We start from the raw sequence: 25,482 nt of genomic DNA, 5'->3' as shown, positions 1-25,482 counted from the left end.
CGGAAACAGTAACAGAGACAATAACGGAAACCGCCACAGAAACAGTTACAGAAACAACAACAGAGACAATAACAGAAACGGTCACAGAAACGGTAACGGAGACGATAACAAAGACTGCAACTGAAACAGTAACAGAAACAACAACAGAGACAGTAACAGAAACACAGACGGAAACTGTAACGGAAACAGTGACAGAGACAATAACAGAAACTGCGACCGAGACAGTAACTGAGACTATTACAGAAACCGCAACTGAAACCGTTACGGAGACGATGACGGAGACCATCACAGAAACAGTAACTGAAACTATTACTGAAACACAAACTGAAACTATTACTGAAACTCAGACAGAAACAATTACAGAAACGATAACCGGAACGGTGACAGAGACAGTAACAGAGACGGTTACACAGACCGCAACTGAAACGGTTACGCAGACTGTTACTGAGACGATAACAGAAACTCATACAGAAACCGTGACAGAAACAATGACAGAAACGATAACCGAAACGGCAACTGAAACGGTAACGGAAACGATTACAGAGACCGCCACTGAAACAGTTACAGAGACAGTTACCGGAACTGTGACGGAAACAATAACAGAGACTGCGACTGAAACTGTAACCGGGACTGTAACGAAAACTGCCACTGAAACAGTGACCGGCACGATGACAGAGACGGTAACTGAAACTGCAACAGAGACGGTTACAGGTACGCAGACAGAAACTGTGACAGAAACATCCACGCCGACAAATACACCTTTGGATACAGTTACTGTAACACCCACAATAACCGGAACAAATACAGAGACAACAACGCCTACGATAACGGAAACAATGACAGAGACAGTTACAGAAACAGTAACTGAAACACAGACCGAAACAGTAACGGAAACCGCTACCGGAACAGTTACTGAAACAATTACAGAAACCGCTACAGAGACAGTAACAGAAACAGTGACGGAAACCATAACACAAACCCAGACGCAGACTGTAACACAGACACAGACGGAAACAATAACAGAGACTGTGACAGCGACAATAACAGAGACTATAACAAAGACTGCCACTGAAACAGTTACAGAGACAATAACAGAGACTGCTACGGAAACAGTGACTGAGACGACAACAGAAACCATAACACAAACGCAGACACAGACAATGACGCAGACGCAGACGGAAACTATAACAGAGACTGCTACACGGACAATAACAGAGACGATAACACAGACTGCCACTGAAACAGCTACAGAAACAATAACAGGAACGGTTACAAAGACAGTAACGGAAACAGTGACGGAAACAGTGACGGAAACTGTGACACAGACCGTGACGCAGACGCAGACGGAAACAGCAACAGAAACCGTCACAGAAACAACAACAGAAACAATAACAGAAACTGTTACTGAAACAGCTACGGAAACAATAACACAGACGGCAACAGAAACGGCAACAGAAACAGTAACGGAAACGATAACAGGTACCATTACAGAGACAGTGACCGAAACGGCAACTGAAACAATTACAGAAACGGCAACGGAGACGGCAACACAGACCATTACTGAAACAGTAACCGAAACTTCAACGCCATCTATGACGGAGACAAATACAGAGACGGTGACGGAGACTTCAACTGCGACTATTACCGGAACTATAACCGAGACTGTGACGCAGACTGTTACTGCCACCATAACCGGAACGGGTACGGAAACTGCAACGCAGACACAGACTGAAACTATAACCGAAACTTCAACGCCGACTGTTACCGGAACTAATACGCAGACTGCAACAGAAACATCGACGCCGACAATTACGCAGACAAATACGGAAACAGTTACTAAAACAGTTACGGGAACGAATACTGAAACGACAACGCAGACTGTAACCGGTACTGTAACGCAGACGGCTACGGAAACAGCCACGAAAACAATTACACCCACAATGACGGAAACTGTAACAGAAACTGTAACCGCGACAGTTACTGAATCGCATACCAATTCGCCGACGCCTACAATTACCGAAACATCAAAAGATACTGCCACCAATACTCAGACAGTGACCGAAACTTCTACGCCTACGGTTACGCAGACTGTCACGGAAACTTCCACGCCTACGGCGACTTCTTCAGTAACTTCCACCTCTACGGCAACACCTTCAGGGACAACTACAGTAACGCAGACGGTAACGGAAACAATTACAGAGACAGCCACAACTACAATAACCCCGACGCATACAATAGCAATAGGTGAAGGCACAGCGTCTATTTCTCCGGCAACTGTCACGGGCGGTTCCACGGGCAATATAATGATAATCACATATACTGCCGGTATTTCTGACTGGACTGACGGTATACTGAAAATAAAAGTACCTGACGGCTGGTCACCGCCTGACGCGTTTGACCCGAATGCTGCCGGATATTTTTCTGTTGATGTTCACGGTGGAACCCTTACATCCACATATGTTGATATAGACGGAATGACAATGGTCATGGAAGTAAGCGGGCTTCCCGCAAATACAGGCGAAATTATTGTTACGTACGGGGATATGTCATTCGGGCCGGGCGCCACAGCTTCTTCCGCAGTTGGCACGCAGTTGTTTATGTTAGAGATGAGCCCCAACAGCATTGAGGCCAACGGTATTCAGATTAATCCTGAAGTTACAATTATTGCACCTACGCCGACTGTAACCGCGACTAACACGCCTATAATCGGCGACGGCACTGCTTCTATCGCACCTTCAACAATAACAGCAGGAAGCATCGGCAATCAATTGACAATAACATACAATGCCGGAGGAATGACATGGGCATCAGGTACATATTATGGAACTTTAAACGTCACAATTCCTGACGGCTGGTCAGCGCCAAGCATTACGCTTGGACAGCCGGGATATTTCTCCGTATCAGTTACGGGCGGGACATTATTCTCCCGCGGTATTGAAGCTGACGGCCGTACAATAAGGGTAAGGGTGCGCGGGCTTGCGGCAGGAACAGGACAGATAATTATTAAATACGGAGACCTTGCATTTGGGCCGGGCGCTGTGGCACAGGGTACTTCCGGTACGCCTGTATTCATAACAAAAGTGGATATTACAAATGAAGATTCAGTACCTGTCGCGGAAATACAGGATTCGCCGTATGTTACTGTTATAGATCCTACTCCTACTTCAACTATAACCTCCACTATAACTGAAACATCAACACCCACTGCCACCGCTTCCATTACTGAAACCATCACTGAAACTTCAACGGAAACTGTTACCGAAACGATAACAGAAACGGCAACCGAAACGGTCACGGAAACGATAACGGAAACAGTTACAGAAACCGCGACACAAACAATAACTGAAACTGTTACTGAAACGGCAACGGAGACATCCACAGGCACAACAACAGAAACAGTAACTGAAACTGCGACGCAGACTGTGACAGAAACACAGACGGAAACAATAACAGAAACGGCAACTGAAACGGTAACTGAATCAATGACAGAAACTGTGACAGAAACGGCAACTGAAACGACAACAGAGACGATAACAGAAACGGCAACCGAAACGGTCACAGAAACTATTACGGAAACCGTGACTGAAACGGCGACTGAAACTGCAACGGAAACTACAACAGAAACAATTACGGAAACAATTACGGAAACGGCAACTGAAACAGTAACAGAAACGATAACGGAAACTGCAACGCAGACCGTAACAGAAATTGCTACAAAGACAGTAACAGAAACGGCGACTGAAACTGTGACGGAAACTGTTTCGGAGACTGTAACTGAGACTATGACAGAGACTGTGACTGAAACGGTTACAGAGACCGTCACAGAAACTATTACACAAACTGCAACAGAGACTATTACTGAGACGGTAACGCAGACAATGACAGAAACCATAACGGAAACAAATACAGAAACAGTTACTGAGACAATAACAGAGACAATAACGGAAACTGTGACAGAGACTATAACTGAAACGGCAACGGAAACTGTTACAGAGACCATAACTGAAACGGCCACACAAACTGTAACAGAAACCATAACGGAAACTGTCACTGAAACACAAACGCAGACGAATACAGAAACAAACACACCTACGGCAACGCAAACTGCAACTGAAACGGTCACGCAAACTATAACCGAAACTGCCTCCGGCACTATAACAGGTACGAATACTCAGACTGTTACGGAAACTATTACGGAAACAACAACACAAACTGCAACGGAAACAGTGACCGAAACAGGGACGAAGACAATTACAGAAACGGCAACTGAGACAGCAACCGAGACTGTAACATTAACTGTAACTGAAACTGTCACACAGACAGACACGCAGACTGTTACGGAGACAATAACGCAGACTATTACCGAAACGAATACTCCTACTGTGACACCCACAAACACCCCGGTTGCGGGACAAGGGACGGCTTCTGTTTCGCCAGCTGTTGCGGCGGCGGGAGTGGCTGGAAATACAATTGACATTGTTTATACTTCCGGAGCCAATGATTGGGAAACTTCGCCGGGATACGGAACGTTAAGGATTACAATTCCGGATGGATGGTCGGCGCCAAGCTTCAGCGGAACTGACCCAGGATACTTCTCTGTCAATGTAACGGGAGGCACACTTGAAGGTTTCTTTGTCGCGGGACAGGTAATAACAATAAATGTATCAGGCCTTGCGGCGGATGTGGGACAGATAACTGTAACTTATGGCGATGTCAGCCAGGGCGGAACAGGCGCGGTAAGCCAGCCGGGCGCAGGAATGGCAGTATTCCTGGTGGAAAGTTCAAATTATGAAGGTGTAGCGCCTATGGAAATAGCTTCATCTCCTTATGTAGATGTAGTGCTTCCGACGCTTACTGTTACTGCCACCGCAACAGAGACTATAACAGAGACAATAACCCCGACCAATACGCCGGTTACAGGGGAAGGTACGGCGTCTATTGTACCGCTTACTGTTGCTTCCGGAATCAGCGGCAATACGATGATAATAACTTATTCTGCGGGGGCAAGCGACTGGGCGGTTTCTCCGGATTACGGGACGTTAAGAATTACAGTGCCGGCGGGATGGACAGCGCCAAGTATGGCATCGGGTGATGACGGTTATGTTACTGTTACAACAGACGGCGCTATTGCAGGCAGAATGGTTAACGGAAACGAAATAATAATTTACGTTTCTGACCTGGCAGCAGGGCAGAATATTGTAATTACCTACGGAGATACAAGCGGCGGCGGAAATGGAATAACGCCGGGACTGCCAGAGACAGCTATTTTCTATGTTGCATCCGCAATCTCCGGTGAAATGGTTTTTGACATAGCGGTTCAGCCGCAGGTAGAGGTTTTAATGCCAACTGCGACATCCACCGTTACGCTTACTAACACAGAAACTGTAACTGAAACTGTCACGGAAACGGTTACTGAAACAACAACGCCTTCAATGACAGAGTCATGTACTGAAACTGTAACGGAAACATCAACAGAGACCATAACGCCGACCATTACGATGACAGCGACGCCGGACCGTACTCCGGGGGCGCCTTTTAACCTTGCTGTTTCCCAGAATGGGGCGGTCACGGAATTAAAGTGGAACACATCGGATTACACGGATTATTATACGGTCTATCAGGCGACCGGAGTAAAGGGTAAGTTTAATGCTTTCCCTGCAGGCTGGAACATAATTGCGACTGTTCTGCCGACTCCGTCATACACTTCCTATTCTTATGCTGATGCAACAGGTAACACATATACTTATTATTTTGTTACCGCTGTAAACGGCGCGGGAGAAAGCAATAAATCGTCTATGGGAGTAAAAGCCGTCCTTCGCTTTAAATATACGGCGGGTGAGAAAAACACTTATAGGATAGGCCTGCCATATGTAAATAATTACACGACAGCATCGGATATAATTACCGAAATTGAAGGTAATATATCAGCTGCGCCTGTTAAGGTTGATAATATATCACTATGGAATCCAAACACGCAGTCATTTGTGCCTTACAGCTACAAATCGTTTGCCGGAACCTGGATAGGGACAAACTGGAACGAGGATGCTTCATCACTGTCATCAAATGCTTTCTATCTGCATGCAATTGCTGATTTTGATTGGATAATAGCCGGAACTGACAGCAATGCGTCGCTGGCGTTCTATTATAATACTTCTGTTGCTAACGCTAACAAGAGGATGCTGCCTTATACATCATCATATTCAAGGGCATCTGATATAGTAAGTGATATAGAAGGCGGTACAGGAGCAGGTTCAAATTTGAAAATAAACAAGATAGGGCTGTGGAATCCCGTATCGCAGTCATATTACATATACGGATACAATACGGGGCTTGGAACGTGGCTTGGAACAAATTTTGATATTAAGCCGGGGGATTCAATAAATATTTACCCCAGCGGCAATACGCCAAGTTTTACATGGCAGCCTGCGCTTGTTGCACAGCCTGTACCATAAAAGGTTTTAAATAAAAAATGAGGTAAAGATTTAGGAGGTAATAAAATGAGAATAAAACAGGTCTTTATGGCATTGTTATTTACCGCGCTGTTTCAAAGCGCTTTTGGACAGGCGTATTTTATTTACGGAAGGCTTTATGACGCTTCCGGTAATTCGGGCAATGCGAATACCGAAAATACCTTTGCGTCAGTCGCGCTTTTCAGGGAAGGTATTTCAGGGCAGATTGGAAGGCAGAATAACGGGCCTGACGCGGCATATCCTGAAAAAATATATCCGGCAGGACATAATAATATAAATACCCCCGCTTATTGTTTTACGGATGTCGGTTCAACTGACTGGCTGGATACTGTAAATCCGCCTCAGAAAGTACGCGCGGTTTTTCAGGTAATGAACGGCGTGAATGGCTGGAATGGCGGGACATTTGTTGGCACGTCTCTTACGGAAATTGAACCGGCTGATATGCCCGGGAGCACGACAGAGCTTAATGACGTAGTGCTTGTTGAAGTGGAACCGCCGATGATAGTGTCTTCAGATAATGGCGGCGTTTCAATAAAATGGACAGGGCTTGCATACCGGGATGTTACGGGATATGGAATCTATAGGCATAATGAAACAGACGGAATTGTTGAAAAAACAGCGGATGTACCGCAGTCAGCAGGAGCGGAAATTAATTATACAGATACGGGAATTCTGCCAGGCAAGAGTTATAGCTACATGGTTTCTGTCAGGTTTACCTGGGGCGGCGGCGGAAGCGTGCCTGCGGATTATGAGACCGCGGTTAAATCTGCTTCAAGCAGCTCTGTTTTAATACCGGAATTAAGCCCTACTGTAACTTTAACCGCCACGCAGACAGTTTCATATACCGTGACAGAGACAATAACGCCTACAATGACTATAACGATGACTGCGGAAATTACTGCAACACCTACTATAACAGTCACAGCTGAAGCGGAAAAAGAGGATGTATTGTATGAAAATATAATAAAAGAACGTTTAATTGTTTTCACAAACCCCGTGACAGAAAATACAATAAAAATAGGATTTGCGGCTGATAATGATTGCGTAGCGTCAATCTATCTGTATAATATTAATGGGGAAGCGGTACAAAAATTTACTTTAAAGGCGGAAAAAGGCGCTAATGTTGAAGAGCTGGCGCTGAAAGAATTATCACCGGGGTTATATTTAATAAGAGTAACCCTGAATTACACAGACAGGAAAATTACTCTGCCAAAAAGAAAATTTGTTATAGTTAAATAAATAAAAGGTTAGCGGAGGCGTTTTGAAAAAGAAATTGCTGGTTTTTATTTATATTTTTATTGCCATGCTATCTGTACAGTTGAAAGCTGCCGGGGAAGGTACTGCATTAATTTCCCCGCTTACTGCCGCTCCCAATTCGCCGGGCAATACTATGACAATTATATTTAATGCCAATGGCACAGCGTGGACAAACGGGCAGTTGCGCGTTACTATTCCGGCAGGCTGGTCAGCCCCAAGTGTGACATCGACTGATGACGGGTATTATACCCTGTCAGTCAGCGGCGGGACACTTGGTGTTGATACTGTATCCCTTCAGGAAATCACAATTCCTGTTACATCGTTAAATAGCGACGGAACTATAACTCTTATATATGGGGCAAGCACACAGGGAGCCGCATCACAGGCGTCAACAGGGGCAGCAATATTTACAGTAGAAACAGATCCTGTTGGCAGTGCTGTGACACCTATAGCTACTCAGCCGGAAGTTCAGGTTATGGATGCTACCGCCACGCTGACTGTTACAGAAACTGAAACGGAAACCATAACAGAAACAAATACTCCCTCTGTAACAGAGACTGGGACGGAAACAATAACAGAAACACAGACTGAAACTGTTACGGACACTGTGACGGGAACTGTAACGCAGACAGTGACTGAAACGGAAACAGAGACAAGTACTGCATCTGTAACAGAAACAGTTACAGAAACGGCAACAGAAACAAGTACTTCGTCTGTAACAGAGACATTTACAGAAACGGCAACAGAAACGAGCACTTCGTCTGTAACAGAGACAGTTACAGAAACGGCAACACAGACAAGTACTGCGTCTGTAACGGAAACAGTTACAGAAACGGAAACAGAAACAGAGACTGTAACAGAGACAAGTACTGCGTCTGTAACTGAAACTGGAACGGAAACAATAACAGAGACTCAGACAGAGTCTGTGACAACCACTGTGACGCAAACCGCAACACAGACCATAACAGAAACCGCCACTGAAGAAATATTAACTGCGACAAATACACAGACAATCACAGAAACCTCAACGCAGACCGTAACAGAAACAAGCACCTTGTCTATAACGGAGACAGGTACTGAAACAATAACAGAGACGCAGACAGAGTCTGTGACAACCACTGTGACGCAAACCGCAACACAGACCACAACAGAAACCGCCACTGAAGAAATATTCACTATGACAAATACTCAGACAAACACGGAAACCTCAACACAGACTGTAACAGAGACAAGTACTGCGTCTGTAACGCAAACCGGGACGGAAACAATAACAGAAACACAGACTGAAACTGTAACGGAAACGGTTACAGAAACTGAAACACAGACCATAACAGAAACCGCCACTGAAGAAATATTTACTGTGACAAATACTCAGACTACTACAGAAACCGCTACTGAAACAGTAACAGAAACAAATACGTCATCTATAACAGAAACGGCGACAAAAACTATAACAGAGACGAATACAGAATCGGTTACAACTACTGTGACAGAAACCGCAACACAGACTGTGACAGAAACCTCGACATTAGAAATACTGACTGCGACAAATACACAGACAAATACGGAAACAGCAACACAGACCGTAACAGAGACAAATACTCCATCTGTAACGGAAACAGTGACTGAGACCGCAACACAGACTGTGACGGAAACCCCGACATTAGAAATACTGACTGCAACAAATACACAGACGAACACAGAGACCTCAACACAGACCTCAACACAGACCGTAACAGAGACAAGTACTCCGTCTGTAACTGAAACCGGGACGCAAACTATAACTGAGACGCAGACACAGTCTGTGACAGTTACTGTGACGGAGACCGCGACACAGACTGTGACGGAAACCCCGACATTAGAAATACTGACTGCAACAAACACACAGACAAACACAGAGACCTCAACACAGACCGTAACAGAGACAAGTACTCCGTCTGTGACTGAAACCGGGACGCAAACTATAACTGAGACGCAGACACAGTCTGCTACAACTACTGTGACGCAAACTGTTACTGAAACGGTTACAATTATAATGGATACTGAAACAATTACACAGACAAGTACAGGAACTGTTACGGAAACAGTATCTGCTACAATAACGGAAACAAGTACAATCACTGTGACGGCAACCATTGTTTTAACGCCCGAAGGGGAAGGTTCTGCTTTAATCTCGCCGCTTACTGTTGCGGCAGGTACATCCGGAAATACAATGATTATTACTTATACTGCAGGCGCCACATCATGGACAAACGGAACGCTAAGAATAACTATACCAACAGGCTGGTCTGCACCAAGCCTGACTTCGGGACAGCCGGGTTATTATACAGTAAGCGTTTCCGGCGGAACTTTCGCGGGCACGTCAAGAAGCGGACAGATAATTACCATTTATTGTTCCGCGCTAAATTCTGTTACCGGACAGGTAACAGTAACTTATGGCGCAGGGATTCCGGGAGCGGTTTCTCAGGTTTCGGAAGGTACAGCTGTATTTACTGTGCAGAGCAGTTATTCCGGAGCCGTCACATATCCCATATCCGTGCAGCCGCAGGTGAATGTTATACCGGCAACTGCCACGGCAACAATTACTTTAACTTCCACAAGTACACCGACAATTACTGTAACGTCAACTGTAACCGGTACACATACGGCAACAATGACAGTAACGCAGACAAACACTCCGGCAATTGGTGAAGGTTCTGCTTTAGTATCGCCGTCAACTGTAATGGCTGGCGGTACGGGAAATACCATGTTAATAGAATATACAGCGGGAACAACAAACTGGGCTTCGTCGCCGGGATATGGAACTTTAAAAATATTTATTCCGGCGGGATGGACACTGCCCGGGGATAATCCATCAGTAAACGGCTATACTACCTGGAGTGTGCAGTCAGGAAGTGTGACCGGTTATTTAATATTAGGCAATGAAATCAGGCTTTTTGTACAGGGTCTGCAGGCGGGAAACAAAGTGTATATTACATACGGTAATAAAGCGTCAAATTCAGGAGTAACCGCGCAGCCCGGCACAGGAACCGCTGAATTTGCAATACATTCACAGCCAAGCGGGACCAATACAAATCCTATTGCGTTTCCGCCGTCAGTTATTGTTGCGCTTGCCACAGCTACTATAACTCCGACAGTGACAATGACTTATACATCAACACCGGATTCAACACCGGTTACAGCGTCCGGAATAAGCGCCGTACTTAACGGAGAAAATATTTCGCTTCAATGGAGTACGGCGGCAAACGTGGATTATTATAAAGTTTATAACGCAACCGGTGCTGCCGGTAAATTATACAGCATATCTTCAGGATGGACTGTGATTGCAACAGTAATCCCGACGCCGGGAACAAGCGGCTATGTTTTTTCGGATAATAATGATTACAGTTTTTACGCTGTGTCAGCGGTAAATGGTGCCGGTGAAAGCGCGCCTGCAAACGCGGGTGGAAAGGTAAATGTTAGTTTTGATTACGCGGCAGGTTACACCAATACATACAGGATGTCAATGCCGTACAGCACAGCTTACATTAAAGCGCTTGATATTGTGGCGGCAGTGGAAGGCAACACATATACGGCTAATAAAATAGATATGGTGGCAACGTGGAACCCGTATACGCAGTCTTTTGTGCCTTTTTCCAATAAATTCGGGACATGGAGCCTGGGCACGAATTTCAACGTGGATGCAGGCACCGCTTCAAGTAATGCAATTTACATGCACGCTGTGTCCGCATTTACCTGGACGCAGGTATTCAATGAAGTGTCAGCGTCTTTAATTTTTCATCACAATAGTGTAATAGCCAACGCTAATAAACGCATGCTTCCGTACTCTGCAAATTATGGAAAGGCGTCTGACATTGTGCGCGACATAGAAGGAGGAACCGGCGCGGGTACAAATCAGAAAATAAATAAAATAGCAAAGTGGAATGCGGCATCGCAGTCATATATTGTTTTTGCGTACAGCGCAGGGCTTGCGCAGTGGGGGCTTGGAACAGACTTTAATATCTTACCCGGAGAAGCGGTAAATATTTACGCAAGCGGGAACTCTGCATCATTCACGTGGACTCCTAAATTGGCATTAACGCCTGTACCATAAAATTTTAACCCCAAAAGCAACTTTTTAATACACTTTAAGGCGCTTATTATTTGTAATTAAATTAATTCTTGAAAAAAGAAAATAATTACGAAAATAACTGAAAATGTGGATAACCTGATAGAATTGTGGATAAATTTTTTTGTTAATCCTTTACATACAAAGTTGCTAAAATGCTTATAAATAATGGCTTTTAGGCGGGTGGGAAAAAGTTTTTTTAGAATTCTATTGACAAAAAAGTTACATAAGTTATAATTATAAGCGAAGAGGCTCTTTCTCTGTGTATTTGTTTTAACATACTTGAACATAGTATAAAGAACTAAAAGGTACTACAGGAGCTTGCATGCCAGAAGAGTATCCGGAGATAATGACAGTTAAAGAGGTTGCGAAATACCTTAAAATGAAACCTGTGACTATTTATAAATTATCAAAAGAAGGGCAGATACCCGCGTTTAGGGTGGCATCTTTCTGGAGATTTAAAAAAGACCTTATAGATAAGTGGCTTATAGAAGAATCAAGAAAAAATTTTATAAGCGGAAAGAAATAATAAGCAGACATATATATAAGGAAGACAGCGGGTATATAAAACGCCCGTAACTACTTTTTCCGGAGGCTTGATGGAAAGTAGCCGTAGAGTAGCAGGAAAAAAGAGCGCGTTAATTTTAGCAGCAGCTTTTATACTGATAGGTCTGTCTGCATTTAGCGCTTACGCTGCGCCTTACTTTGTTTTTGGAAAGGTGTTTAATGCTGACGGCACCACGGGGACGGCTGACACAGAAAACAGTTTTGCTTCATTATCCGCTTTTAGGGTGGGCGTAAACGCGCAGATTGGCCACCAGAACAACGGACCTGACGGTACTTACCCGGCGCGTATTTTTCCGGCATATTATAATGATATTACAAATCCTGCTTATGCTTATTCTGATGTTGGTTCCACTGACTGGACCACCGCTCCTGTAGAAGGGCAGGTTATAGTTACTCTATTGCAGGTATTAAACGGTCAGTTTGGATGGACCGGAAATTCTTATGTTGGCGCTGTCAAAAAGTCCATTTCAGCAACCGATATAAACAACAGCGAAACAGACATGGCTGAAATGGCTCTTGCGCAGATACCTGCGCCTGCGGCTCAAGTTATAGGTTATGATAATGTTACCTTTACATGGACCGGCTTAAATAACGATCCGGACGGCTTAATTTCCGGCTATACGATATACAGAAGTACACAGGCAGGCAGCGGATTTGAAGCGCTTCCAATAACTGCTTCGCAGAGCGCCGGTGCAGCTGTAACTTACGCGGACTCGGGGCTTACCACAAGCACCACTTATTACTATAAGATAGCCGTAAATTACACATGGGGCGGCGGAAATGGCGCGCCTGCATATCTTACAAGCACAGCGATGTCTGCTGCAACCTCCATTACAACTTTGTCCGCTAATTCCACAGACCTTGTTTATAATATGCGTATTATGCCATCTTCCGCAATTACAATCAGCACTGGACAGCACCTTACAATTGTGGCAAGGGTAACCAATAACAGCACGGAAGATATTTCAGATATTACAGCTTCGCCGCTTGGTATTACAGGTGTGGCTTCGGGAGTTGTAACTCTTCTCGCGTCGCCCACTCCTATAACAAGCCTCTCGTCGGGTGCGGACGGTTTCTTTACCTGGACATATTCGGCAACGACAAGCGGCACTGTAAGATTTACGGGCAGCGCGCAGGGTATAGGCGCAAGTTCATCAACACTATATGTAGCAAGGGAGAGAGATTCAAATACAATCACGGTATATTCAAGGCCCAATCTTACCGCGCAGACAAATGTGTCCGCAACCCAGGTTTCCGTGGGGCAGCAGATAGATGTTTACATGACTGTTACAAATACAGGCGAAACCACGGCGCAAAATGTTGCCGGAAATATGACGCTTATAAACGGCGGAATTCTTAATCTTGTTTCATCGCCTTCCACATTTACAATGGCAGGTTCTGTTTCGCATACTTTTGTATGGACTTATTCCGCGGCTGCGTCCGGAACGGTTGCATTCAGTGCTTATGCAACGGGTATAAATTTGTATTCGGGTGTTACGGAACAGTCCAATATCACACTTACTCCAAATGTTAATATACAGAATGCCGCAAACATTATTTCAAGCGTAATATCACCGGCAAATGTAAGTTTAAATCAGGTTTTTACGGTAAGGTTAAGTGTAACAAATAATGGCGGCGCAACGCTTAACGTTGTAACTCCGCAGCTTTCAACGGGAGGCGCGGGAAATGTTCTTTTAATTTCCGGGCCATCGCCTGCAAGCATTGGGGCGTTAACCGGCGGAACTTCTGCTGATTTTGTATGGACATATTCCGCGACCGCGGCGGGGAATATGTCTTTTAACGGATACGCGCAGGGGACGGATGTTAACAGCCTTGTGGTAAAGCAGTCAGTTTCTAGCGGGGATGACACGCTTATTCAGACAAGGCCGGCATTGGCTTCAGAAATGTTTGTACTGCCGGCAGTTGTGACACAGAACCAGATTGTGACAGTGGTAATGGGCATAAGCAATAACGGACAGGCATCAGCTAATACGGTGATACCAGTACCTGAACTTCTGGGAATGTCCGGCACGGGAGCAGCTGTTTGGTCGTGGGGGCCGACACCCGCATCAAGGGTTATAGCAGGCGGTACATATTCCACATTTACATGGACTTATTCGGCAACAGCCGCGGGTAATTTAATTTTTACTTCACGCGCATCCGGAACTGACGCAAACGATGGAACAGCAATAGTTTCAAATATTGCAAGTTCGCCTTCGCTTACAATTCAGACAATTGCCGCTCCGGTTTCGCAGATATCGCTATCATCTTACAAAGCATCCACGGGAAATGTTTTAACAGTCATGTTGAGTGTTACAAATTCAGGGTCAGCCACTGCAAATAATGTAGCTCCGCAGCTTAATATTACGGGCGCCGGAGCTTTATCACTTTTATCAGGCCCTGTTCCGGGAAGCCAGATACTTACAAACGGCAGCAGCGGAGTATTTACCTGGACTTATTCAATAACAGGCGCCGGTTCCATTAACCTTGCGGGACGTGTAACGGCTATTGACGCTAATTCAGGGTGGAATGTCACATCGGCGTACCATAATGTAACAATGCTTGCCCAGTCCGCGGCTTCAATTTCATCGCAGATGACTTCAATACCGGCTGAAGCGGGAGTGGGATACAGTTTAACAGTTATCATGTCCATATCAAACAGCGGTCAGGCAGCAGCTTTAAGTGTTATGCCCACGCTTGACGCGCCGAATGCTTCGCTTGTAACGCTTATTTCAGCGCCTTCTCCGGCTTCTGCGGATATCTCCGGTGGGTCTTTATATAACTTCACATGGATTTATTCAGCAATTTCCACCGGTACTGTTTCATTCTCCGGCTACGCGCAGGGAACAGATGAAAACAGCGGCGCTGCACTTACGTCTTTATACACTCACGATACAACCCTAATAATGACGCCGGCTTCAATACAGTCGGCAATATTTATCAGCCCTGTGGTGGTTTCCACAGGCCAGATGTTTACTGTGACAATGGTGGTTACAAACACAGGACTGGCATCTGCGGTTAACGTTACACCCAACCCGCAGCCTTTAACTAAATTAGGAAGCGGGCTTATTTCTACCGCGCAGGGACCAATTCCGCAGTCCGCAACAATTCCGGGCAATTCCACAGTTGTATTTAAATGGACATACACTGCAAACGGCATCGGCAGCGTGGCATTCAGAGGAAATGTAGAAGGCACTGATTCACTGACAGGTTCTTTAATTCAAAGTACGGTAACTACATCCGCATATAGCGATATATTAAGCGGAGCGGCATTAAGTTCCAGAATTGATGTTGTGCCGTCTGCGGTAAACCTTGATGTAATTGTTACTGTGATAATGACCGTTACAAATACAGGCGGGGCGTCAGCGGTAAATGTAATGCCCAACCCTTCACAGCCGGTAATTATTGGAACCGGCGGCGCGCTTTATGTAACCGGACCTCTGCCGGCCAGCCAGACAATTGCAGGCAATGGAACCGGATTCTTTACATGGACTTATTCAGCGGTAGGAACCGGAACTGTAAGTTTTTCTGCCAGGGCAATTGGCCAGGACGGCAACTCCCTTGGAAACATAGCCTCCGCCTCTGTAGTTTCAAACAACCTTATAATAGAAACGCGCGCTATTTTAGCCGCGCAGATGAGTGCGGTACCTTCAATAGTAAACGTGGGTCAGGAAATAACGGTAATATTAAACATTACAAATACAGGGCTTGGCCAGGCAAATTACATAACGCCTGAAGCGCCGGGAATTTTAGGAACTGCCGGCGGTACTTATATTTCAGGGCCTTCTCCGGCTGCGCTTACCATCACCGCGGGCGCCAGCGCGGCTTTCACATGGCGATACACGGCAAATGCGGCAGGAAATATTTCGTTCAGCAGCATGGCAAACGGCACGGATAAAAATTCCGGCGATTCCATAAGCACCAACGCTTCAACTTCAAACCTTATAACAGTACAGACACCTTCAAACCTTGTAGCAAGTGTTACTGCGCTGCCTGCAACTGTAAACACACTGCAGAATATTACGGTTGTGGTCACAGTTTTAAATAACGGCCAGGCGGGAGTCACAAACGCGCTGCCGGTTATAAATACTGTCGGGACAGGCACGGCATCGGTATCATCTTCGCCGGTTTCCGCGCCGATAAACGGCGGGGCATCCGCGGCATTTACTTTTGTATACACGGCTAACACCGCAGGAAACATAATATTCAGCGCCAGGGCAAGCGGTGTTGATAATAATGACGGCGTTACAAAATACTCCAATTACGCGCAGAGCCCGACTGTTACTATACAGTCAGCTTCGGCTTTAAGCGTATCATTAAATGCCGTGCCGTCTATTGTGGCTACTTCGCAGACAATAACCCTTTTAATGACTGTTTCAAATACAGGACAGTCAACCGCAAATAACGTAAATACAAATTCAGTTGATATTATAACTGTAGCAGGGACGGGTTCAGGTATTAGGCTTACAGGGCCGCTGCCTGCATTGCAGAACATTCCGGGAAATTCTTTCAGGGTATTTACGTTTACATATTCCGCAACCGGAGTTGGCACGGTTAATTTTACCGGTTCCGCAAGCGGAACGGATGCCAACACGGGCGTGACAGTATTATCCGCTCAGGGCGGTTCAAACCAGGTTGAAATATTACAGCCTTCACCGCTGCTTTCATCCGCGATTTCTGTTTCAAGAGATATCATAAGCGCGGGGCAGAGCCTTACGGTAATACTGACAATTACAAATAACGGGCTTATAACCGGCAATGTGAATACGTATTCAATGACGCCTGCGGTAATTTCCGGCGCGCCGTCAGTGGGGATTATTTCCCAGCCGTCGGCGGGAATTGTACTTGCCCCGGGAGCAAGCGGTGCATTGACTTGGATATATAGCAGCTCCGGTTCCGGCACCCTTAATTTTAATTCATCAGCAGAAGCCACAGATGGAACGGGTTCAATAACAAACGCTTCTTCGCAGAATGTAATAATACAGAGCGTGGCAGATCTTACCATGCAGTTTAATACATTGCCCGCGTCTGTGGATGTGGGGCAGATACTTACAGTTGTAATGGTGGTTTCCAATAACGGACAGGCAGCAGTGTCCGGGGTTAACCCTCCGCAGCAGGGCGGCAACTGGCTTGTAAAAATTGGAGGCGGCAGTGTAACACTTGTTACAGGGCCGGTTCCCGCGTCACAGATAATCAATGGCAATTCCATAGGCACATTCACCTGGACATTCAGCCCGACAGCATCAGGCAATGTTTCTTTCAGCGGCTATGCAACGGGAACAGAGGTAAATACCGGAGCGGTTGTTAATTCCACATACAATACCACATCATCGTGTCAGATACAAACTCCCGTGAATTTAAGCGCGCAATTTAACGGTCTGCCTGCTTCCGTAAATGTGGGGCAGTCATTTAATGTATCCATGACAGTAACAAACAACGGGCAGTCAACAGCTTCAAACGTGCTGCCAAACCCGTCCAATCTTGTGCCTGTACTTGGCAACGGCTCGGCGCTTATGACAGGTTCTGTTCCTGCGGCAGTTGTTTTAGCAGGAGGCGCTTCTGCAACATTCCAGTGGACCTTCTCTGCGGTCGGAACCGGCACAGTATATTTTTCTGCAAGGGCGCAGGGAACTGAAGATAATACCGGCGTGGTAAAATACTCATCAACTGCGACAAGCCAGAATGTCCTAATAGTATACGAAGCTGCACTGACATCATCTGTTTCGGCTTTCCCTGCGATAGTTTCTGAAGGGGAAATAATTACAGTGGTTTTAAGCGTTACAAATACAGGCGGAGCAGCTGCGTTAAATGTGGCGCCGTCCGCAATTGCAGTTGCCGGCAATGGAACTGCATTGGCTGCAGGTGTTCCAAGCCCGCTTATAATAACAAGTCTCTTAGGCGGCGCGTCTTATAAATTTACCTGGACATATTCAGGCACTTCACCGGGAACGGTTGCATTTAGCGCGAATGTTACGGGAACAGACGCGAATGACGCAAGGGCTTTAAGTTCAGCAGTCTCAGGTTCGTCAAGTATTGAAATTCTTCCGGCAGCTGTTCTTGACATAATGTCGTTTACGGCATCGCCTTTAAGTTTATCCGCGGGGCAGAATATAACGGTTATTATGAATGTAATGAACAACGGCGACGGCGATGCTAATCTTGTATATCCGCAGCCGCTGACTATTTCAGGTTCTGCTTCATTCACACTTACAAGTTCTCCTTCGGCATCGGCAACTCTTGCGCCTACACAGCAAACTTCTTTCACATGGGTATATACCGCGCAGACGGCGGGCAGCGTTTCTTTCCAGGGGCGTGCGAAAGGCACTGACGTAAACAGCGGGAAAATAATTTATACCGGTATTGCCAATACCGCATCCGCAGCCGTTGAAACTGCACCTGTACTTGTATCTTATTTTCAGGGGCTTCCTGATTACGTTTCAACAGGCCAGGTCTTCACGCTTACCATGGCAGTCTCAAATAACGGTCAGGCTGACGCAGTAAATGCAGTTCCTTCAGCACCCGGGGTCAAGGGTACTGCGGCGTTTGCCGTAATTTCAACTCCGGCTGCCGCTGTAATTTCCGGCGGAGCTGTTTCGTATTTTACATGGACATTATCCGCTTACAGCGCGGGAGTTTCTTCTTTCACAAGCAGGGTTACGGCACAGGATGAAAATTCCGGTGTAAACATTCTTTCAAATATTCCTGATTCAGAATCTCTTACAGTTCAGGCAAAAGCTGTACTTAACGCTGCGTTATGGAATGCGCCTTCGGTATCGAATAACGGCACCACTTACACCATATCGTTAACAGTTACAAACGCGGGACAGGCTTCTGCGCTTAACGTGGCGCCGGTTATATCGGCGGTTACGGTTTCGGGCGACGCGGTGGTTGCGCTTTCTGCGGCATCACCGGCAAACGCGGTAATTGCGGGCGGTGCGGCACAGGTATTCAGATGGACTTATACAGCTCAGGGCAGCGGAACAGTTCAGTTCAGCGCTTATGCTTCAGGTACAGATTTTAACAGTACGAATACAGTTACGGGAACTGCGCCGTTCATAAATGTAGTTGTTCAAACTCCGGCGCCTTTATTTACAGTACCTGTAATTTCCGCAGCTCCGGCTCAGGCAAGTGTGGGACAGATAATTACAGTAGTACTTGGTGTTACAAATAACGGGCTTGCTGATGCCGCTGATACGCAGGGTGTTTTAAGTATCAATTCAGGCAGCGCCACGCTTTTAACTTCGCCTTCACCTGCGCTTGTAAATGTCGCGGGCAACGGCGGGTACGCATCTTTCACCTGGACATATTCCGCTGATGCTTCCGGAACCTTATCATTCAACGGATACGCAAGCAGTACAACCGGGCCGCTTGACAGCGCATCTGCCTTAAGCAATAACGTAATCATCCAGAATAAACCGTCAGCTGTAATTACCTTTAATGCAGTAGTTTCTCCGAAATCCGTAGGCCAGCAGATAACTGTTGTGATGAACGTGGCAAATACGGGCGGCGCAACACTTTCTTCAGCTTCTCCTTCTATTATAGTAATAGGCGACGCAAGCAGCATAAATACAGTATCAAACCCATCACCTTCAAGCGCAAGTATTTCCGGCGGGGCGTCTTCTTCGTTCACGTGGGTATACAGTACAGTCGGCACCGGCACGGTTAATTTCTACGGACAGGTTTCCGGGTCTGATATAAACTCAGGCGAAATAATAACTGCTGTTCCTGTAATATCATCCGAAGTAATAATAGAAACACCTGTGACACTGGTAAGTTATATCGCGGTTCCATCAACTGTAACACGGGGACAGATATTTACGGTAAGGATGCTTGTAAGCAATACCGGGTTCGCTGACAGCTCTGCTATTACTCCGTCAACGCTTTTGTTATTTGGAAGCGGTTCCGCTATAAGGGTAAATGGGCCGGCTCCTGCATCTGAAAATATAAACGGCGGCAGCGCGGCATGGTTTACATGGACTTATTCGGCAACAGGAACAGGAAGCGTTACTTTTACAGGCAGGGCTTCAGGTACTGATATCAACAGCGGACTTATAAAATCCAGCGCAGATGCGTCTGCGGTTACAAATGTTCAGAAAAACGTAAATCTGTCAGTGGCTTTAACTGCTTCGCCTTCAACCACTAAAACAGGCGCGCAGATTACGGTTATAGCGGCCGTTACAAATGAAACAGGCGCCGCCACTGCTTCCAATGTAAGTATTACGCCTCAGGTACTTGGGCTTATTCTTACAGGTTCCGTGAATCCGGTATTTGTAAGTTCGCCTGTTCCGGTGAGCAAAAGTGTCGCAGGCGGCACAACGCAGTACTTCACCTGGATATATAACGCAGGTACGCAGACGGGAACAGTAAGTTTCACCGGCCGCGCAATTGGAACAGACGCAAACGCAGGCTGGCTTGTTACAGGAACTCAGGTTCAAAGCAATGATGTCAGCGTGCTGACAAGCGCGGTGCTTACAAGCGAAATAATAATATCTGACACTGATGTCAGCGTCGGGCAGGTAATTACAATAATAATGTCAGTTACAAATGAAGGCGGTTCCACCGGTAATTCCGTCAACGCAAGCGCGCTTACGGTTTATAATTCCGGATCAGGCGCGGCAGCACTTGCATCAGGGCCGGTACCTGCAAATGTAACTTTAAATTCCACACAAAGCCAGCTTTTCACTTATACATATAACGCCACTCAGGCGGGTACTGTTTATTTCAGCGGTAACGCAAGGGGAAATGACGCAACTTTTGGATTGATTAATTCAAACATTTCAAATTCCCCGGCTGTTACAATTCAGAATGCGGTAAGCCTTGGCGCAACTATCACTGCATCCCCGGAAATTGTTTCTACCGGACAGTATATAACGGTTGTAATGTCTGTTACAAATAACGGGCAGGCAACAGCTGTTGGTGCAATTGGTGTTACACCGACAACTGCAGGCGCGGGTTCAGTTGTACTGCTTACATCGCCCGATGCCGTTAATATTTCCGGCGGCACAACGGCACACTTTACATGGACTTATTCTGCTAATTCTTCGGGAATTGTTAACTTTACTTCCAGAGCTGTGGCTGTTGATATCAACAGCGGGCTTGTAAAACAAAGTTCTTTACTTACGTCTGCGGCTGTAACAATTAATAGCGAGGCTGTTTTAACCGCGCAGGTTTCCGGGCCGCAGGTTGTGGCAAATGATGGTACGATCTATACAATTGTAATGAGCGTTACAAACAGCGGGCAGGCAGCGGCGCTTAATGTTGTGCCAAACCTTTCATATGTAAATGTGGCGGGCGATGCGGCGGCTTCAATCATCACAGGGCCTGTTCCTGCGAATGCAGTTATAGACGGACTTTCCAATACTTTATTTGTATGGACTTATTCGGTTCAGGGAAGCGGAACGATTCAGTTTACAAGTCTTGCTTATGGAACTGATGAATATTCAGGAGCTTTGGTTTCTGCTGCTGGAAATATATTAACAAATGTGGTTCAGACACCGCAGCCGCTTTTAACTATGCCTTCAGTTACATCATTACCTGCTCAGGTAACTATAGGGCAGATAATAACTGTAGTAGCCGGTGTTACAAATAATGGCCTTGCGGATTCGCTTGCGACATCCGCAGATGCTTACGCGGCTTTGGGCTCCACCGCTTCTGTAATATTACTCTCAGGGCCGGTTCCGTCATCAGCGGTTATTCCGGCAAACGGCGGTTATGCACAGTTCACATGGACTTATTCCGCAGACGGCAGCGGTGAAGTCTGGTTTAATGCGTCAGTTTATACGGGCGCAATAACAAGCCCGATTGGTTCCGGTAATACGGTTACGGTACAAAGCCAGCCGGTACTTTCAATAACTTATCAGCCCATAGTTTCGCCGAAAAGTGTTGGCCAGCAGATAACGGTTGTAATGAATGTTAACAATTCGGGAGAAGCAGCTGTTAATAATACAGTTCCGCTAATTACGGTTATAGGCGACGCAAGCAGCCTTTCACTTGTATCAGGCCCGCTGCCTGCATCCGCAAATATTGCAGGCGGAGCTTCTGCCGCATACACGTGGAGATATTCAACATCCAACACAGGCACTGTAAGTTTTTACGGTGAAGTACAGGGCAATGATTCAAACAGCGGACTTATAAAAACCGCGGTACCGGTAACGTCTTCACAGGTTGTACTTCAGTCGCCGTCTGTATTAACTGCGGGTTTAATATTACCTTCAACAGTTTCGCTATATCAGATTTACACTGTTGTGATGCATGTAAGCAATACCGGAAGCGCGGCAGCGGTAAATGTAACTGCGCCTTCGGCTTTAAATCTTACGGGCAGCACCGGCTCCAGTATTAAAGTTTCCGGCCCTTTACCCGGGCCGCAGACTATAGCGGGCAATTCTTCGGCTTACTATACCTGGACATATTCAGCAGTTGGGACAGGCAGCATGAATTTTTCCGGAAATGCAACAGGCACTGATAGTAATTCCGGTGTAGTTGTTACAAGCACAAACGCAGTCCGCGGACTTATAATAGAAAAAGCGTCCAAACTGACTTCTGTAATAACAGCAGCACCTGACCCTGCGAAAACAGGGGAACTTGTAACTGTTATAATGGCTGTTTCTAATGAAGCGGGAGCTGCAATTGCAATGAATGTAAGCGTTACTCCGCAGCCGCTTGAAGTTGTGGTTGACGGTCTTGCAAGGACGGTAGCTTCTGTTTCAATACCGGCGCCTGTTGCAAGAAATATTGCAGGCGGTTTAGTAAGTTACTTTACCTGGGTATATCAGCTTGGCAGCGGAAACGGAAGTGTTTCTTTCTCCGCCAGTGCAATAGGCACGGATGGAAATGCGGGATGGACAGTAACTTCGGCAAAAGTTTCAAGCAATATAGTGGAAGTAAATGACAGCGCTGTGCTTGATTCGCAGCTTTCTGTAAGCGCGGCAACGGTCAGTGTCGGGCAGCTTATAACAGTACACATGACGGTAACAAACAGCGGCGGCGCCGCAAGCAATAATACAAACGCAAATCCGCTTACAGTATTTGGAAACGGAAGCGCGGTATCTATACTGCCTGTATCACCGGCAAATGTTGTAATTAACAGCCTTGCTTCACAGGTCTTTACATATACATATTCTGCGTCAGGAAGCGGTACGGTATATTTCAGTGGAAATGCAACCGGCACAGATTCCACATTTGGAACGGTATCTTCGTCAGTCACCGGTTCGCAGGGTGTTATAATAGAAACAGCTGTAAATCTTGCGGCTAACTTAAGGGCATACCCGCTTCAGGTAAGTGTTGGACAGATGGTTACGGTAGATATGACAGTCACCAATAACGGGCAGGCGGATGCTTTAAATGTAAATGGAGTAACACCGGTAATTTCAGGCACCGGTACTTTTACGGTTAATACAACCCCGGTAAATCAGACAATAGGCGGAAATTCTTCCGCGGAATTCAGGTGGATATATCAGGCAACCGCACCGGGAACTGTAAGCCTTACGACAAGGGCGCAGGGAACGGATGAAAATTCTTCAGTTGTAAAACAAAGCGGACTGCTTACATCTCCTATAATAACAATTCAGTCGCCGGCTGCACTTACTGCGTCTATTACCGCAGCACCGTCAACTGTAGGAACAACAGGTTTCACGGTCACAGTAATAATGGCAGTCACCAATAACGGGCAGGCTACAGCTAATGCAGTTACACCTACCGGTTTTGCGGTAGAAGGGACTGCAGGTTATACAATTGCAGGCGGACCATCACCTGTAAGCGTAACCATAACCGGCGGTTCCACAGGATATTTCACCTGGATTCTTAATCCGACATCAATTGGAACATTATATGTCACGGCAAACGCGGCAGGAACAGATAATAACAGCGGCCTTATGGTTCAGACTGCAGCTCAGGCTGAAAGTAATCACGTCACGGTTCAGCCTAATGTTCCTGTGCTTTTAAGCTGGATAAATGTAACCCCGGCGGTTATCAATCAGAATCAGATGTATTCAATTATAATGAGCGTAAGTAATACAGGTGTGGTACCTGCAACGGCAACTACTCCTGACCCAATTGTTCCAATTCTTGACAGTGTTTATGTGTCAGGCCCGGATCCTTCAACTGCAAATATTCCTGCCGGAGGTTATGCCGGTTTCACATGGGTTTATAGAAGCGCTGCCACAACAGGAACAGATGTAATAATGAATCTGGCACGAAGCCTTGGTGAAGTAAGTACGGATATTACTTCCGGTTCTTCTAATTCGCTGCAGGTTGTTGCCGATGCTTCATTAGCACAGGATATTTTTATTGTTCCTTCCACGGTCAGTGTGGGGCAGACAATAACGGTAAGGATTAACGTTACTAATACGGGCGGCAGCCTTGCGGAAGGAGTTGTTTCGTTATCTCCTATTAAAATTGGAACAGGCAACTTTAATTATCTGACAGGTCCGGCACCGGCTTCAATTAATATAGCATCCGGCGCTAACGCCTGGTTTACCTGGACATATCAGGCAACAGCGGCAGGAAATCTTGCGGTAAATACATCAGTTATCGGGTATTCCACATACAGCAAAGCCACAATAACTTCTGTAGCTTCAGACAGTAATTATATCAGCATTGAATCACCTGCAGCGCTTAGTTCGTCTATATATACACCTGCGGCAAAAAATATAGGGCAGTGGCTTACTGTAACAATGGTGGTTTCAAATACAGGCAATGCACCGGCAGTTAATGTTACACCTCCTACTTCGTTGATACTTGCGGGAACAGGCGGAGCAATAAGAATAAACGGACCGGCACCGGCAGCGGCGTCAATAGCGGGCGGAACATCACAGGTATATCAGTGGACATACAGTGCGGCGGGCGCGGGAACGGTAACATTCTCCGGAAACGCATCAGGTTCCGATGGCAATTCAGGCGCTGCGGTTTCAAGTTTTATTACGACAAGCAATGTATTAACTGTTCAGACGGGGGCTTTGTTAAGCGTAAACCTGACTGCGGCACCTGCAATAACCGGCACCGGTTATCCGATAACAGTGGTTGGGGTAATAACCAACAACGGACAGGCAACAGCGAATAACGTAAGGATGTATGAACTGGATG

General features: G+C 46.1%; 4 protein-coding genes and 1 pseudogene. 4 read left to right on the top strand and 1 reads right to left on the bottom strand.

Going from position 1 to position 25,482, the window contains the following annotated elements; translation table 11 throughout:
- Window positions 1-1,630 precede the first annotated feature (1,630 nt).
- Window positions 1,631-1,921: pseudogene (locus tag CVV21_12655) on the bottom strand (hypothetical protein).
- A 4,576-nt stretch (window positions 1,922-6,497) separates the two neighbouring features.
- Between CVV21_12655 and CVV21_12650 the strand changes: the two are divergent.
- The 4 genes from CVV21_12650 to CVV21_12635 form a co-directional block, all read left to right on the top strand.
- Entirely contained in the window at window positions 6,498-7,709 is a 1,212-nt protein-coding gene (locus tag CVV21_12650) for a hypothetical protein (protein PKL90466.1), read from the top strand.
- A 22-nt stretch (window positions 7,710-7,731) separates the two neighbouring features.
- A complete protein-coding gene (locus CVV21_12645; GenBank protein PKL90465.1) occupies window positions 7,732-11,820 on the top strand; it encodes a hypothetical protein in 4,089 nt (1,362 codons plus the stop codon).
- 340 nt (window positions 11,821-12,160) lie between these two features.
- A complete protein-coding gene (locus CVV21_12640; GenBank protein ID PKL90464.1) occupies window positions 12,161-12,364 on the top strand; it encodes a DNA-binding protein in 204 nt (67 codons plus the stop codon).
- Between the two features lie 70 nt (window positions 12,365-12,434).
- A partial coding sequence (locus CVV21_12635) for a hypothetical protein (GenBank protein ID PKL90463.1) occupies window positions 12,435-25,482 on the top strand: 13,048 nt, incomplete at its 3' end.

The organism is Candidatus Goldiibacteriota bacterium HGW-Goldbacteria-1, from assembly GCA_002839855.1.
GTDB lineage: Bacteria > Oederibacteriota > PGYV01 > PGYV01 > PGYV01 > PGYV01.
The sequence above is the reverse complement of the archived record's forward strand: the minus strand, read 5'-3'. Positions and strand labels throughout refer to the sequence as shown.